The sequence below is a fragment of the Streptomyces sp. NPDC056160 genome (genome assembly GCF_042268205.1).
Lineage (GTDB): Bacteria > Actinomycetota > Actinomycetes > Streptomycetales > Streptomycetaceae > Streptomyces.
This window is the reverse complement of the sequence record NZ_JBHJUW010000109.1, coordinates 16989-29535: the sequence shown is the minus strand read 5'-3', so window position 1 is coordinate 29535 and position 12547 is coordinate 16989. Positions and strand designations below refer to the sequence as shown.

14 protein-coding genes are annotated in these 12547 nt (G+C 73.6%); 8 read left to right on the top strand and 6 right to left on the bottom strand.

Features of this window, described 5'->3' with window-relative positions:
- Positions 1–43: 43 nt before the first annotated feature.
- Both ACFC02_RS31085 and ACFC02_RS31080 read right to left on the bottom strand, forming a co-directional pair.
- Complete coding sequence (locus ACFC02_RS31085; protein ID WP_376364503.1) at positions 44–2809, bottom strand: ATP-dependent RNA helicase; 2766 nt, start codon at positions 2807–2809, stop codon at positions 44–46.
- A gap of 76 nt (positions 2810–2885) precedes the next feature.
- Complete coding sequence (locus ACFC02_RS31080; protein ID WP_376364501.1) at positions 2886–3845, bottom strand: class I SAM-dependent methyltransferase; 960 nt, start codon at positions 3843–3845, stop codon at positions 2886–2888.
- A 225-nt stretch (positions 3846–4070) separates the two neighbouring features.
- On the opposite strand from ACFC02_RS31080, the gene rpsA reads away from it, so the two are divergent.
- The 4 genes from rpsA (at position 4071) to ACFC02_RS31060 (ending at position 7916) form a co-directional block, all read left to right on the top strand.
- Positions 4071–5570: a 30S ribosomal protein S1 gene (rpsA, locus tag ACFC02_RS31075; protein ID WP_376364498.1), complete on the top strand. Its 1500-nt coding sequence runs from the start codon at positions 4071–4073 to the stop codon at positions 5568–5570.
- A 271-nt stretch (positions 5571–5841) separates the two neighbouring features.
- Positions 5842–6780 (top strand): PAC2 family protein, encoded by a 939-nt coding sequence (locus tag ACFC02_RS31070; protein WP_376364495.1) that lies wholly within the window; start codon positions 5842–5844, stop codon positions 6778–6780.
- A gap of 45 nt (positions 6781–6825) precedes the next feature.
- Positions 6826–7446, top strand: a complete 621-nt coding sequence (gene coaE, locus ACFC02_RS31065) for a dephospho-CoA kinase (RefSeq protein WP_376364492.1) — start codon at positions 6826–6828, stop codon at positions 7444–7446.
- A gap of 89 nt (positions 7447–7535) precedes the next feature.
- On the top strand, positions 7536–7916 hold the full coding sequence (locus ACFC02_RS31060) for a tetratricopeptide repeat protein (protein WP_376364489.1): 381 nt from the start codon (positions 7536–7538) through the stop codon (positions 7914–7916).
- A 42-nt stretch (positions 7917–7958) separates the two neighbouring features.
- Here ACFC02_RS31060 and ACFC02_RS31055 read toward each other — a convergent pair whose 3' ends face one another.
- Positions 7959–8225: a DUF6343 family protein gene (locus ACFC02_RS31055; protein ID WP_360962747.1), complete on the bottom strand. Its 267-nt coding sequence runs from the start codon at positions 8223–8225 to the stop codon at positions 7959–7961.
- Positions 8226–8395: 170 nt separating this feature from the next.
- On the opposite strand from ACFC02_RS31055, the gene ACFC02_RS31050 reads away from it, so the two are divergent.
- Both ACFC02_RS31050 and ACFC02_RS31045 read left to right on the top strand, forming a co-directional pair.
- Entirely contained in the window at positions 8396–9103 is a 708-nt protein-coding gene (locus ACFC02_RS31050) for a class I SAM-dependent methyltransferase (protein WP_376364486.1), read from the top strand.
- Between the two features lie 73 nt (positions 9104–9176).
- Positions 9177–9650 (top strand): DoxX family protein, encoded by a 474-nt coding sequence (locus ACFC02_RS31045; protein WP_376364483.1) that lies wholly within the window; start codon positions 9177–9179, stop codon positions 9648–9650.
- A 187-nt stretch (positions 9651–9837) separates the two neighbouring features.
- Here ACFC02_RS31045 and ACFC02_RS31040 read toward each other — a convergent pair whose 3' ends face one another.
- A complete protein-coding gene (locus ACFC02_RS31040) occupies positions 9838–10491 on the bottom strand; it encodes an RNA-binding S4 domain-containing protein (RefSeq protein WP_376364480.1) in 654 nt (217 codons plus the stop codon).
- 55 nt (positions 10492–10546) lie between these two features.
- Here ACFC02_RS31040 and ACFC02_RS31035 point away from each other — a divergent pair, with 55 nt between their 5' ends.
- Positions 10547–11263, top strand: a complete 717-nt coding sequence (locus ACFC02_RS31035; RefSeq protein WP_376364478.1) for a uracil-DNA glycosylase — start codon at positions 10547–10549, stop codon at positions 11261–11263.
- A 134-nt stretch (positions 11264–11397) separates the two neighbouring features.
- Complete coding sequence (locus tag ACFC02_RS31030; protein WP_376364475.1) at positions 11398–11559, top strand: hypothetical protein; 162 nt, start codon at positions 11398–11400, stop codon at positions 11557–11559.
- A 16-nt stretch (positions 11560–11575) separates the two neighbouring features.
- On the opposite strand, the gene ACFC02_RS31025 is transcribed toward ACFC02_RS31030, so the two are convergent.
- Positions 11576–12040, bottom strand: a complete 465-nt coding sequence (locus ACFC02_RS31025) for a GNAT family N-acetyltransferase (protein WP_376364472.1) — start codon at positions 12038–12040, stop codon at positions 11576–11578.
- Complete coding sequence (locus ACFC02_RS31020; protein ID WP_376364469.1) at positions 12037–12489, bottom strand: RidA family protein; 453 nt, start codon at positions 12487–12489, stop codon at positions 12037–12039. The genes ACFC02_RS31025 and ACFC02_RS31020 overlap by 4 nt, the downstream gene beginning before the upstream one ends.
- Between the last annotated feature and the right edge of the window lie 58 nt (positions 12490–12547).

The window sequence follows — 12547 nt, the reverse complement described above, 5'->3', positions numbered from 1 at the left end:
CCGCGTGGTCCACGCGGTGCGGACGCCGCGAGCCGGGCGTCGGTCAGCGCCGCAGCCGGGCGTTGGTGTGCCGGGTCGGCTCCGCGGTCGCCGGGTCCTCGGGCCACGGGTGCTTCGGGTACCGCCCGCGCAGCTCCGCGCGTACGCCCCGGTAACCGCCCCGCCAGAAGGAGGCGAGGTCGGCGGTGACGGCGACGGGCCGCCCGGCGGGGGAGAGCAGGTGCACGAGCACCGGCACTCCGGCCACGACGGGCGAGGCGTCGAGCCCGAACATCTCCTGGAGTTTCACCGCGAGTACGGGCTGCTCGGGATCGGTGTAGTCGACCCGGACCGCCGAGCCGCTGGGCACGGTGAGCCGCTCCGGGGCGAGTTCGTCCAGCCGTGCTGCCTCGCCGGACGCCCATGGCAGCAGCCGGGCCAGTCCCTGCCCGGCGTCGATCCGGGCGAGGTCGGCACGGCGGCGGGCACGGCCCAGTTCGGGCTCCAACCACTCCTCCACGCGCGCGTGCAGGGCGTCGTCGGCGACGTCGGGCCAGGGCGCGCCGAGTCGGCGGTGCACGAACGCCAGGCGCTGCCGCAGGACTTCGGCACCCGGTGACCAGCGCAGCAGCCGCAACCCCTCCTGCCGCAGCCCCTCCAGGAGCGCATCGCGTACGAGGGAGGGAGCCGGGTCGGCGAGCGGACGCGCCCTCAGCTCCACCGCCCCAAGCCGTTCGACCCGCCGCGCGACGACATCCCCGTCCGCCCAGCGGACCTCCTCGCCCTCCTCGTGCAGCGCCCCGGCCGCTAGCCGGGCGACGTCCTCGTCGACGGCCGCGGCGAGCTGCACGCGCGCGTGCCCCCTGCCCAGCGGCCGGTCGGCGACGGCGACGGCGATCCACGGCACCCCGCGCAGCGCGGACCCCTCGGCGAGTTCGGCCCGCGTACCGGAGAGCATGAGGTACGAGCCGCCGTCGAGCCTGGCGACCCGCTCGGGGAAGGCCAGGGCGGCGACGAGCCCGGCGACGCCGTCCTCCCCGGCGTACGCGGGGGCCGGAGAGCCCTCGGCGTGCGCCCGCGACCTGCCCGCCCCCCGTGGCGCCTCGGCGGCCCCGGCCACTTCGCCGAGGGCCACAGCCCCGCTCCGGTCCGCGTCCCCGCTCCGGTCCGCGTCCTCGCTCCGGTCCGCGTCCCCGCTCCGGCCGGTGTCCCCGGCCAGGTCCGCGCTCTCACTACGGTCGGTGTCCCCGGCCAGGCCCCCCTCCCCGCTCCGGTCCGGGCCTCCGCTCCGGGCAGCCTCCGCCGCCCGGGCCGCCTCCGTCCCGGCGGTCCGCAGCCGCCGCACCTCCGCACGCCACCGCCCCGCGTAGGCGTCACCCCCGCGCCGGACCCGCCGCAGGGCGCCGGCGAGATCGTCGCCGTACTCCCGGGGCACCTCCTCGCTGAGCAGCGCGACCACCTCCGCGACCGTGCCCGCCCCGGCCAGGGCCCCCGCGTCGAGCAGGGACCGGCCCAGCCGCACGGGCACGCCCAGCCGCGCCAGCCGCGCACCCCGCCGCGTGGCACGCCCGGCCGGATCGACCGCGCCCACCGCGCTCAGCACCTCCCGCGCCGCCGCCATCGCGCCGGCCGGCGGTGGATCCAGCAACGCCAGCCCGGACGCGTCAGGATCGCCCCAGCAGGCCGCCTGGAGGGCGAACGCCGTCAGGTCGGCCAGCTTTATCTCCGGCGCCGGGAAACGCGGCAGGCGCCCGTCCTCGGCCTCCGTCCAGCACCGGTACACCGTGCCCGGCGCCTCGCGCCCGGCGCGCCCCGCCCGCTGCCGTCCGGCCGCCTGCGAGGCCCGCACCGTCGTCAGTGCGCCCAGCCCGCGCGCGTGGTCGACACGCGGCTCCCGCGCGAGTCCCGCGTCGACCACCACCCGGACCCCGGGCACCGTCAGCGACGACTCGGCCACCGACGTGGCCAGCACCACCCGGCGCCGCGGACCCGGCGCCAGCACCGCGTCCTGCACGGCCGCCGGGGCCCGCCCGTGCACCTGGAGCACGTCCACGTCGCCCAGGTCGCCGAGCCCGCCCGCCACCCGCGCGATCTCGCCCGCGCCCGGCAGGAAGCAGAGCACGTCCCCCGCCCGCTCGGCCAGCGCTCGCCGCACCACGGAACCCACGTGCGTCAGCAGCGCGGGGTCCACCCGCATGCCGTGCGGCGGGCGCACCGGGCGCGCGGGCGGCGCCCACACCACCTCCACCGGGTACGAGACGCCCTGCGCCGCGACCACCGGCGCATCTCCCAGCAGCCGCGACCAGCCCTGCGCGTCCGTGGTCGCGGACGCCGCCACCAGCCGCAGCCCGGGCCGCAGCGCCGCCCGTACGTCGCAGAGGAACGCCGCCGCCGTGTCCGCGTCCAGATGGCGCTCGTGGCACTCGTCGAGGACGACCACGTCGACCCCGGCGAGCTCCTGGTCGCGCTGCAACCGCTGCAGCAGGACGCCGGTGGTGACGACCTCCACGCGCGTGTGCCGTCCGACCACCCGCTCGCCGCGGACGGTGTAGCCGACGCTCTGGCCGGTCCGCTCGCCCAGCAGCCACGCCATGCGCCGCGCCGCCGCGCGCGCCGCGATCCGCCGCGGTTCGGCCACGACCACCCGGCCAGGCGGCCCGTGCCCGGGGCCCCGCCCGAGCAGTCCGGCCAGGGCGAGCGGGACCAGTGTCGTCTTGCCGGTGCCGGGCGGTGCCACCAGCACGGCGGTCCCGGGCCCGTCGAGCGCGTCGTTCAGGGCGGGCAGGGCCGTGCGTACGGGCAGTGCGTCCAGGGCGTCGTAACGGATCACGCCCCCAGTGTCGTACGGGCGGACGAACGCCCCGCACGCGCGCGTGCGGGGCGTGTGCGGGCCGGGTCGGCCGCGGTCAGTCGCGCTCGCAGACGAAGACCGCGGTGCCCGGGATCAGGTGCCCGCGCAGCGGGGACCAACCGCCCCACTCGGAGGTGTTCCAGTCGGGCCACTCGGGTTCGACCAGGTCCACCAGGCGGAAGCCCGAGGTCGCGATGTCCCGGACCCGGTCGCCGAGGGTGCGGTGGTGCTCGACGTAGACCGCGTGGCCGTCCTCGTCCTGCTCCACGTACGGCGTGCGGTCGAAGTAGGAGGCGGACACCGACAGCCCCTCCGGGCCGGGCTCGTCCGGGAAGGCCCACCGGATCGGGTGCGTCACCGAGAAGACGAACCGGCCGCCGGGGCGCAGCACACGGCGCACCTCCCGCAGCACCAGCCGCGGGTCGGCGACGAAGGGCAGCGCCCCGTACGCCGAGCAGGCCAGGTCGAAGGAGCCGTCGGCGAAGGGGAGCACGGCGGCGTCGGCGCACACGAGGGGGACGGGTCCGCCGATGCGCAGCGCGTGCTGGAGCTGGCGGTGGGAGAGGTCCAGTGCCACCGGGCGCGCGCCCTGTCCGGCCAGCCAGCGCGAGCACTGGGCCGCGCCGGCGCCGATCTCCAGGACGTCCTTGCCCTTCAGCTCCTCCGGCGGACCGAGGAGTTCCGCCTCCACCTCGTCCAGGCCCTCGGGGCACCACACGAAGCGCTCGTCGCCGAGGAACGTGCCGTGTTCGACCTGGTACTCGTCCGCGTTCCGGTCCCACCAGCCGCGGTTGGCGCGGGCACTCTCGGTGACCGAGGCGGCGCGTCGGGTGGCCTCGGGCTCGGGCAGTTCGGGCTCTTGGATGATCGGCTCCCTCGTACTAGTCTGCGGGCTCTTCCGTGCAGCCCATGCGGTGCGCGCCCTCGGCGGGCGTCCCGGTGCCGGCGGGGCCCCGGGAGACGGGTTTCGTGCCGGAGTTGCGGCGTTGTGTCCCGGGTGTGCGGCTTCGCGCATTGACCCTGCCCGGCTGCCCCCGTATGCTACAAGTTGCGCTGCGGGCCTGCGTGCCTCAGACGGAGCAGGCTGCGCTCGCATCTGTTGTATGTCCCCTCGGTTGTCGAGGCGCCACGGTGGTTTTGTGTGGCGCTTCCTTGGCTGTCCGGCTTCTTCAGAGCGAAACGGGCTCCCGGCGTAAGCAGTACCTACGACTTCAATGTCCGTACCGGAGCCCTTTCCCACATGACGAGCAGCACCGAGACCACCGCCACCACCCCGCAGGTAGCGGTCAACGACATCGGTAACGAGGAAGCCTTCCTCGCCGCGATCGACGAGACGATCAAGTACTTCAACGACGGCGACATCGTCGACGGCGTCATCGTGAAGGTCGACCGGGACGAGGTCCTGCTCGACATCGGTTACAAGACCGAAGGTGTCATCCCGAGCCGCGAGCTCTCGATCAAGCACGACGTCGACCCGAACGAGGTCGTCGCCGTCGGTGACGAGATCGAGGCCCTGGTCCTCCAGAAGGAGGACAAGGAAGGCCGCCTGATCCTCTCGAAGAAGCGCGCCCAGTACGAGCGTGCCTGGGGCACCATCGAGAAGATCAAGGAAGAGGACGGCATCGTCACCGGTACCGTCATCGAGGTCGTCAAGGGTGGTCTCATCCTCGACATCGGCCTCCGCGGCTTCCTCCCGGCCTCCCTGGTCGAGATGCGCCGTGTCCGCGACCTCCAGCCCTACGTGGGCAAGGAGCTCGAGGCGAAGATCATCGAGCTGGACAAGAACCGCAACAACGTGGTCCTGTCCCGCCGTGCCTGGCTGGAGCAGACCCAGTCCGAGGTCCGCCAGACCTTCCTCACGACCCTCCAGAAGGGTCAGGTCCGCTCCGGCGTGGTCTCCTCGATCGTCAACTTCGGTGCCTTCGTGGACCTGGGTGGCGTCGACGGTCTGGTCCACGTCTCCGAGCTGTCCTGGAAGCACATCGACCACCCCTCCGAGGTCGTCGAGGTCGGCCAGGAGGTCACGGTCGAGGTCCTCGACGTCGACATGGACCGCGAGCGTGTCTCCCTGTCGCTGAAGGCGACCCAGGAAGACCCGTGGCAGCAGTTCGCCCGCACCCACCAGATCGGCCAGGTCGTGCCCGGCAAGGTCACGAAGCTGGTTCCGTTCGGTGCGTTCGTCCGCGTGGACGAGGGCATCGAGGGTCTGGTCCACATCTCCGAGCTGGCCGAGCGCCACGTGGAGATCCCGGAGCAGGTCGTCCAGGTCAACGACGAGATCTTCGTCAAGGTCATCGACATCGACCTCGAGCGCCGTCGCATCAGCCTCTCGCTGAAGCAGGCCAACGAGTCCTTCGGTGCCGACCCGTCGGCGGTCGAGTTCGACCCGACCCTGTACGGCATGGCCGCGTCCTACGACGACCAGGGCAACTACATCTACCCCGAGGGCTTCGACCCCGAGACCAACGACTGGCTCGAGGGCTACGAGAAGCAGCGCGAGGAGTGGGAGCGCCAGTACGCCGAGGCGCAGACCCGCTTCGAGCAGCACCAGGCGCAGGTCATCAAGTCCCGCGAGGCGGACGAGAAGGCCGCTGCCGAGGGTGGCGACACCGCGGGTGCCGCTCCGGCCGCGTCCGGTGGCGGTTCGTACTCCTCCGAGGGCGGCGACAGCTCCGGCGCGCTGGCTTCGGACGAGGCCCTGGCGGCCCTGCGCGAGAAGCTGGCCGGCGGCCAGAGCTGACCGCTCACCGCTAGGCGGTAGCCGTTGACCGCGGCCCGTACTCCCCGTGTGGGGGTACGGGCCGTAGTCATGTCCGCGGCAGCGCCCCATGGGCCTACGGGTGCCACCGTGACGTTCGGCGGGCCCTGGTGCCCGTCCCGGTGAGCAGCGGACAGGGGGGGCGTCATGCAGGGCGATGGCTTCCTGTGAACCGGAGAAGCCTCGCTAGGCGGGGAATGCCCGCGTCCCGTTCCTCGTTGTGAACCTACGAACACGAGGAGGGGCGGTCACAGTGCTTGATCCGCAGGGTTTGTACGCATGGGAGCCGAAGGGCCTGGCGGTCGTCGACATGGCGCTCGCACAGGAGTCGGCCGGGCTTGTCATGCTCTACCACTTCGACGGATACATCGACGCGGGGGAGACCGGCGACCAGATCGTCGACCGGCTGCTGGACACCCTGCCCCACCAGCTCGTGGCGCGCTTCGACCACGACCGGCTCGTGGACTACCGGGCCCGTCGCCCGCTGCTGACCTTCAAGCGTGACCGCTGGACCGACTACGAGGAGCCGGCGATCGAGGTCCGTCTCGTCCAGGACGCCACGGGCGCCCCGTTCCTGCTGCTGTCCGGCCCGGAACCGGACGTCGAGTGGGAGCGGTTCGCGGCAGCCGTGCGGGAGATCGTGGAGCGGCTCGGCGTGCGCCTGGCGGTGAACTTCCACGGCATCCCCATGGGCGTCCCGCACACCCGCCCGGTCGGTCTGACCCCGCACGGCAACCGCAGCGACCTCGTCCCCGGACACCGCAGCCCCTTCGATGAGGCGCAGGTCCCGGGCAGCGCCGAGGCACTGGTGGAGTACCGCCTGATGGAGGCCGGACACGACGTCCTGGGCGTCGCCGCTCACGTGCCGCACTACATCGCCCGCTCCCCGTACCCCGACGCGGCACTGACCGTGCTGGAGGCCATCACGGCCGCCACCGGCCTGGTCCTGCCGGGCGTCGCCCACTCCCTGCGCAACGACGCCCACCGCACCCAGACCGAGATCGACCGGCAGATCCGGGAGGGTGACGAGGAACTCACCTCGCTGGTGCAGGGACTGGAGCACCAGTACGACGCCGCCGCGGGCGCCGAGACCCGGGGCAACATGCTCGCCGAACCCGTCGACATCCCCTCGGCCGACGAGATCGGCCGCGAGTTCGAACGCTTCCTGGCCGAGCGCGAGGGCGACAACTGACGCCCGCCGGACCCGGAGCCGGAACGAGGCCCTAAGCTGCCGTTCATGCTGAAGGTGGGCCTGACCGGGGGCATCGGAGCCGGTAAGAGCGAGGTGGCACGGCTGCTCGTGGAGTGCGGTGCGGTGCTGATCGACGCCGACCGCATCGCGCGCGAGGTGGTCGCCCCTGGTACGCCGGGGCTCGCAGCGGTGGTCGAGGCCTTCGGCCCGGAGATCCTCACCGCCGACGGCAGCCTGGACCGCCCCCGCCTGGGCGCCGTCGTCTTCGCCGACCCCGAGCGGCTGGCCGTCCTGAACGCGATCGTGCACCCCCTGGTGGGTGCCCGCTCGCGCCGGCTGGAGGAAGCGGCCGCAGAGGACACCGTGGTGGTCCACGACGTCCCCCTCCTCACGGAGAACGGCCTGGCCCCGCTGTACGACCTCGTGATCGTCGTCGACGCCGGCCCCGGGACCCAGCTCGACCGGCTCGTCCGGCTGCGCGGCATGACCGAGGACGACGCACGCGCGCGCATGGCCGCCCAGGCCACGCGGGACGAGCGCCTGGCGATCGCCGACCTCGTCATCGACAACGACGTCCCTCTGGAACGGCTCCGGGAGCGGGTGCGAGAGGTCTGGTCGGAACTGGTCCGCAGGGCGCACGCCGCGCCCAGCGGCACCCAGGGATAGCCGAGCGCCGCGCCCCGCGCACGGCACCCGCAGGAATACGGTTGCCCGGCCGGGGCGTTGAACCCTCCCAGCAAGGGAAGGACTCTGCCGTGCCCGAGACCAGCGGTTCCCCCGGACGTACCCCGGAGACGCATGTCATCGACTTCCGCGCCGCCGAGCAGCTGCTCGCCGCGCGGGACCCACGGGGCGCGGTGAAACTGCTCGACCAAGTCATCGGCGCGCACCCCGAGAACACGGCGGCCCGGCTGCTGCGCGCCCGCGCCTTCTTCGCCGCCGCGCAACTGCGACCCGCCGAGCTGGAGTTCACGATCGTTCTGGAGCGCGAGCCGGACAACGCGTTCGCGCACTTCGCGCTGGCCCGCACCTACGAGCGGCAGGGGCGTCCCGACCTGGCCAAGCGTCACTTCCGGCTGGCGGCCGCACTGGACCCGAACCCGGAGTACCTGCAGCACGCCAAGTTCGACACCTGACCGCGCCGGCACCCAGCTTCCGCGGCGGCGGCTTCCCGGCGGCTACCGGTCCCACCCGCCGGGGGGCCGGTACGGCGGGACGTCACGGCCCGGCTGGTAGTGCGGGCCCTGCCGCAGGTGCCGCACGATGATCGTGAAGTCGACGGCGATCACCAGCCACAGCACACCGCAGGCCGCCGCCCACCCGGGGTGTCCGACCAGCACGAATACGGCCGTACCGAACATCGCCCAGACCAGCCCCCACAGGCACAGCCAGAACCGCGCCCGCAGAGCACTGCGCGCGGTCGCCGGTTCACTGCCCGTACGCATCGCCAGTCACCACTTCTCCTTGCAACGTACTCTTCGCCGGGGCGTTCACCAAAGGCGCCGTCGGTGGCCCGCCTCCCCGGGGCCCGCGTGGCCGGACTCCGGGGCTCACTCGGACGGGTGAACCGAAGGGGGACGGGAACGACCGTGCGGGCGCGGGCCGTTGTCCGGGCATGAAACCGAAGACGCGTATGGGCTATCAGGGAACAGGGCCGGGCGCGATCACGCCCGACGGCTGCGCGGTGGAGCTGTACGAGCGGCTGCCCGTGGGAGCCGAGCCGGACATCATCGCCGCCGCCGTGCCCGCGGGCGCCCGCATCCTGGAGCTGGGCTGCGGCGCGGGCCGCGTGACCCACCCGCTGCTGGAGCGCGGGTTCACCGTGACGGCGGTGGACGAGTCCCCGCAGATGCTGGCGCGAGTGCGCGGTGCCCGGACCATATGCAGCCCGATCGAGGAGCTGGAGCTGGGGGAGACCTTCGACGTCGTCATGCTCGCCTCCTTCCTCGTGCACGCCGGCGACCCCGAGATACGACGGGGACTGCTGCGGACCTGCGCACGGCACCTCGCGGAGGGCGGCTGCGTACTCATCCAGCGGGAAGGGGCGGACTACCACACCGACCTGCCCCGCGAGCGCGTGGACCCCGGCGGTTTCACCGTGCGCATCCTGTCGGCCGAGCCGGTCGGCGGCGGCGTGAATTCGGTGCGCGCGGAGTACGTGTTCCCGGACGCCACCTGGACGCAGACATTCCTGTCCCGCCCCCTGAGCAGGGAGGAGTTCGAGAGCGCGCTGTGCGAGGCCGGACTGAGGACCGACACACATCTCACCGAGGACGGGACCTGGGTGAGGGCGGTGCGAACGGAGCAGACCGAGCTGCGATGAGTTTCACCGCGGAGGCCGGTCTACCCCCGTGAAAGCACCCCACGGACCGCTTCGCTTCCCGCAGGAGAAACCCATGGCCGAGACCACCGCCGTCCCCGCTGCACCCCTCGTCTCCCCGGCGCCCGGCGCACCGCTCGCCACAGGCACCGCGCCCACTGCCCGTGGCCGTCGCGCCCTCGTCGCCCTGCGCGTCGTCCAGGTGCTGCTCGCGCTCTTCTACGCCTTCGCGAGCGCCCTTCCCAAGCTCATCGCTCACCCGTCGGCCGTGGAGTCGTTCGACCGGATGGGCTGGAGCAGCGCGGGCATGTACAGCATCGGTGCCCTGGAACTGGCCGGTGGGGTCGCCCTGCTGATCCCGGTGCTGCAGTCGGTGGCGGCGGTGGCGCTCAGCGCGCTGATGGCGGGCGCGTTCGTCGTCCAGCTGACCGTCTTCCACGGGCAGAACGCGGCGACTCCGGTCGTCCTGATCGTCCCGCTGCTCCTCATAGCCTGGGCCCGACGCGGCGAGAACGCGCGGCTTCTGCGCCTGGTCCGCCGACAGGGCTGAGCCCGCCACCTGCCGGGCAGCCGGTGCAGGCCCGGCGCGGTGACGGGACGATCACGGTTCCGGCACCGGCTCAGGTCCGTCGTTCACCGGCCTCGTACCGGCGCCGACCGGCCACCGGGTGGTCGCTCACCGGCCCCGCGGCCGGCCGCCGGCTCCGGTGCGTCGTTCACCGGGTCCGGGTGGTCGCTCACCGGCTCCTCGGCCGGCCTGCGGGGCCGCTCGGGCCGTCCAGACCGCCCATGTCGCGCAGCCGCTCCAGCTCGCGGCGGTCCCGCTTGGTCGGGCGTCCGGCACCGCGGTCGCGGACACCGGCGGGGGCGACGGCCTCACGGGGCGGAGGCGGCGGGGAGTTGTCGACATAGCACTGGACGGCCACGGGCGCGCCGACCCGCTTGCGGATCAGCCGCGTGACGACGACGATCCGCTCCCGGCCCTCGCCGCGCAGCCGCACCTCGTCGCCGATCCGGACGGAGTGCGCGGGCTTGACCCGCTCACCGTTCACCCGGACGTGGCCGCCCCGGCAGGCGGTCGCGCCGACGGAGCGGGTCTTGACCAGGCGGACGGCCCAGATCCAGCTGTCGATCCGCACGGTCTCGCCGTTCGCCGGACCGGCCGCCTCGGCGGCGGCGACGGCAGCGGCGATCTTGGGGTCCGGTGCAGAGGCGTTCTTCGGACCCCCGGCAGCACCGGTCTCCGGTCCCCCCGCGGCGCCGGTCTCCGGTTCCTCCGAGGCACCGGTCTCCGGACCTTCGGACGGGGGCGCCTGCGGGGAGTCCCCTCGTGTCCGACCGTCCTCGCCGCTCCTGCCCTGGTCGCGGTCCACGTCGTCTCCGGAAGCCATGGTCCTGACCTTAGCCTCTCGGAAGCACGGCCCCGGAGGAATTTACGGTGGAGGCATGGACACCAGCAGCCTTGCCGCTCTCGACCAGCGCATCACCCGGTGCCGGGCCTGCCCGCGCCTGGTGGCCTGGCGCGAGGAGGTCGCCCGCACCAAACGGGCGGCGTTCGCCGACTGGACGTACTGGGGCCGCCCCGTGCCCGGCTTCGGGCCCCCGGACGCGCGGCTGCTCATCCTCGGACTCGCCCCGGCCGCGCACGGCGGCAACCGGACCGGTCGCATGTTCACCGGGGACCGTTCCGGGGACGTCCTCTACGAGGCACTGCACGACGTCGGGCTGGCCTCCCAGCCGACCGCCGTGTCCGCCGACGACGGCCTGGAACTGTACGGCGTGCGGATCACCTCACCGGTGCACTGCGCCCCGCCCGCCAACAAGCCGACCCCCGGCGAGCGGGACACCTGCCGGTCCTGGCTGGTCCAGGAGCTGCACCTGCTGCGCCCCACCCTCCGGGCGGTGGTGGTGCTCGGCGCGTTCGGCTGGCAGGCCGCGCTGCCGGCGTTCAACGAGGCGGGCTGGACGGTGCCGCGTCCGCGTCCCGCCTTCGCCCACGGCACCCGCGTGCCGCTCGACGGCCTCGACCTCTTCGGCTGCTTCCACGTGAGCCAGCGCAACACCTTCACCGGCCGGCTCACCCCCGAGATGCTTCGGGACGTCCTGCGGACGGCGGCACAGGCGGCGGGCCTGCCGACCACCCCGGCACCGCGGACCACATGACCGCCCGCCCCGGCCCCGGCCCCGAGGCGCCGACCACGGCGGCTCACGAGCCTCTGCGCGCAGCGGAACACGAGCTTCTGCGCGCAGCGGAAAAGGAGGCGAGCGGGCTCCGGCACGGCCGATAGGGTGCGCCGGTGCCCCTGCATCCGGAGATCGAAGCCTGCGGTCCCGGCGCGCTCGACGTCGGCGACGGCAACCGGGCGACGACGGCGCCCGCGGAACGTCCGCCGATCGTCCGGGGCGCGGGCGACGACGAGCGGGTGGCGGCGACGGACGCGTACGGCGCCCGTGGCTGAGGGTGGCGGTCCGGACTCACGGGAGCCAGACGTACCGCACGTCCGGCTCCCGTTCCTCGTTCCGGCTGCCGTCGGTGTACTCGGCGGGGACGAAGCCGTGCCGCTCGTAGAAGCGGTGGGCGGGCTCGTTGACCTGGAAGGTCCACAGTGTCAGCCCCCGCGGGACACGCTCCTTGGCCAGGGCGACGAACCGGTCGCCCAGCCCCTGCCCCCGCCATTCGGGGGCGAGGTAGAGCTGGGACAACTCCTCGCCGTCGAGCACCATGACGCCCACGACGCCGGCCCCGCCCCGGTCGTCGGCCACCCAGGTCTCCCGAGCGGGCACCACCACGTGCCGGAAGTACGCCCGCACCTCGTCGTCGGAGTGCGGCCGGACGACCGTCGGCAGCGCGGCGGCGAAGGACCGCAGCCAGACATCGGCGGCGGCCTGGGCATCGGGGTCACCGGCCCGGCGGAGCACCACGGAGTCGGTCGTGCTCATGCGCGCCACCCCTCTCCCTCCGCCCGGGCCGCCCTGCCGTCCGTGTCCGCCTCCGGGACGACGGCCGTCGCCGTGATCTCCACCAACTGCCCCGTGTACCCGAGGCAGGAGACACCGAGCAGCGTCGACGAGTGGGGTCCCGTACTGAGTCCGGAGGCCTCGACGACGTCCCAGACGGCCGAGAGCACAGCGGGATCGTCGCTGACGACGTACACCTCGGTCACCAGCACGTGGGCCAGATCGCTGCCCACCTCGCGGAGTTGTTCCGTGAGATTGGTGATCACCTGCTCGGCCTGGCGCACCGGGTCACCCGCACCGACGAGTTCGCCCGCGGCGTCCAACGGCACGGACCCGGCGAGGAAGGCCAGCCTGGTGCCCGCCTCGACGACGGAGGCGTGGGAGTACCGGGGTGGCGGAAAGAGGCGGGGGGCTGTGACGCGCTGGATCAACGTGGCTCCTCGGGCGGCCGGTTGACGGCCGGTGGACGACGGACGGCCCGCCGATGAT

Excerpts from the sequence above, each read along its gene's own strand:
- ACFC02_RS31025 (WP_376364472.1), bottom strand. The coding sequence starts at position 12,040 with ATGAGCACGACCGACTCCGTGGTGCTCCGCCGGGCCGGTGACCCCGAT.
- ACFC02_RS31040 (WP_376364480.1), bottom strand. The coding sequence starts at position 10,491 with ATGGCTTCCGGAGACGACGTGGACCGCGACCAGGGCAGGAGCGGCGAG.
- rpsA (WP_376364498.1), top strand. The coding sequence starts at position 4,071 with ATGACGAGCAGCACCGAGACCACCGCCACCACCCCGCAGGTAGCGGTC.
- ACFC02_RS31050 (WP_376364486.1), top strand. The coding sequence starts at position 8,396 with ATGAAACCGAAGACGCGTATGGGCTATCAGGGAACAGGGCCGGGCGCG.
- ACFC02_RS31035 (WP_376364478.1), top strand. The coding sequence starts at position 10,547 with ATGGACACCAGCAGCCTTGCCGCTCTCGACCAGCGCATCACCCGGTGC.
- ACFC02_RS31045 (WP_376364483.1), top strand. The coding sequence starts at position 9,177 with ATGGCCGAGACCACCGCCGTCCCCGCTGCACCCCTCGTCTCCCCGGCG.
- coaE (WP_376364492.1), top strand. The coding sequence starts at position 6,826 with ATGCTGAAGGTGGGCCTGACCGGGGGCATCGGAGCCGGTAAGAGCGAG.
- ACFC02_RS31055 (WP_360962747.1), bottom strand. The coding sequence starts at position 8,225 with ATGCGTACGGGCAGTGAACCGGCGACCGCGCGCAGTGCTCTGCGGGCG.
- ACFC02_RS31080 (WP_376364501.1), bottom strand. The coding sequence starts at position 3,845 with ATGCGCGAAGCCGCACACCCGGGACACAACGCCGCAACTCCGGCACGA.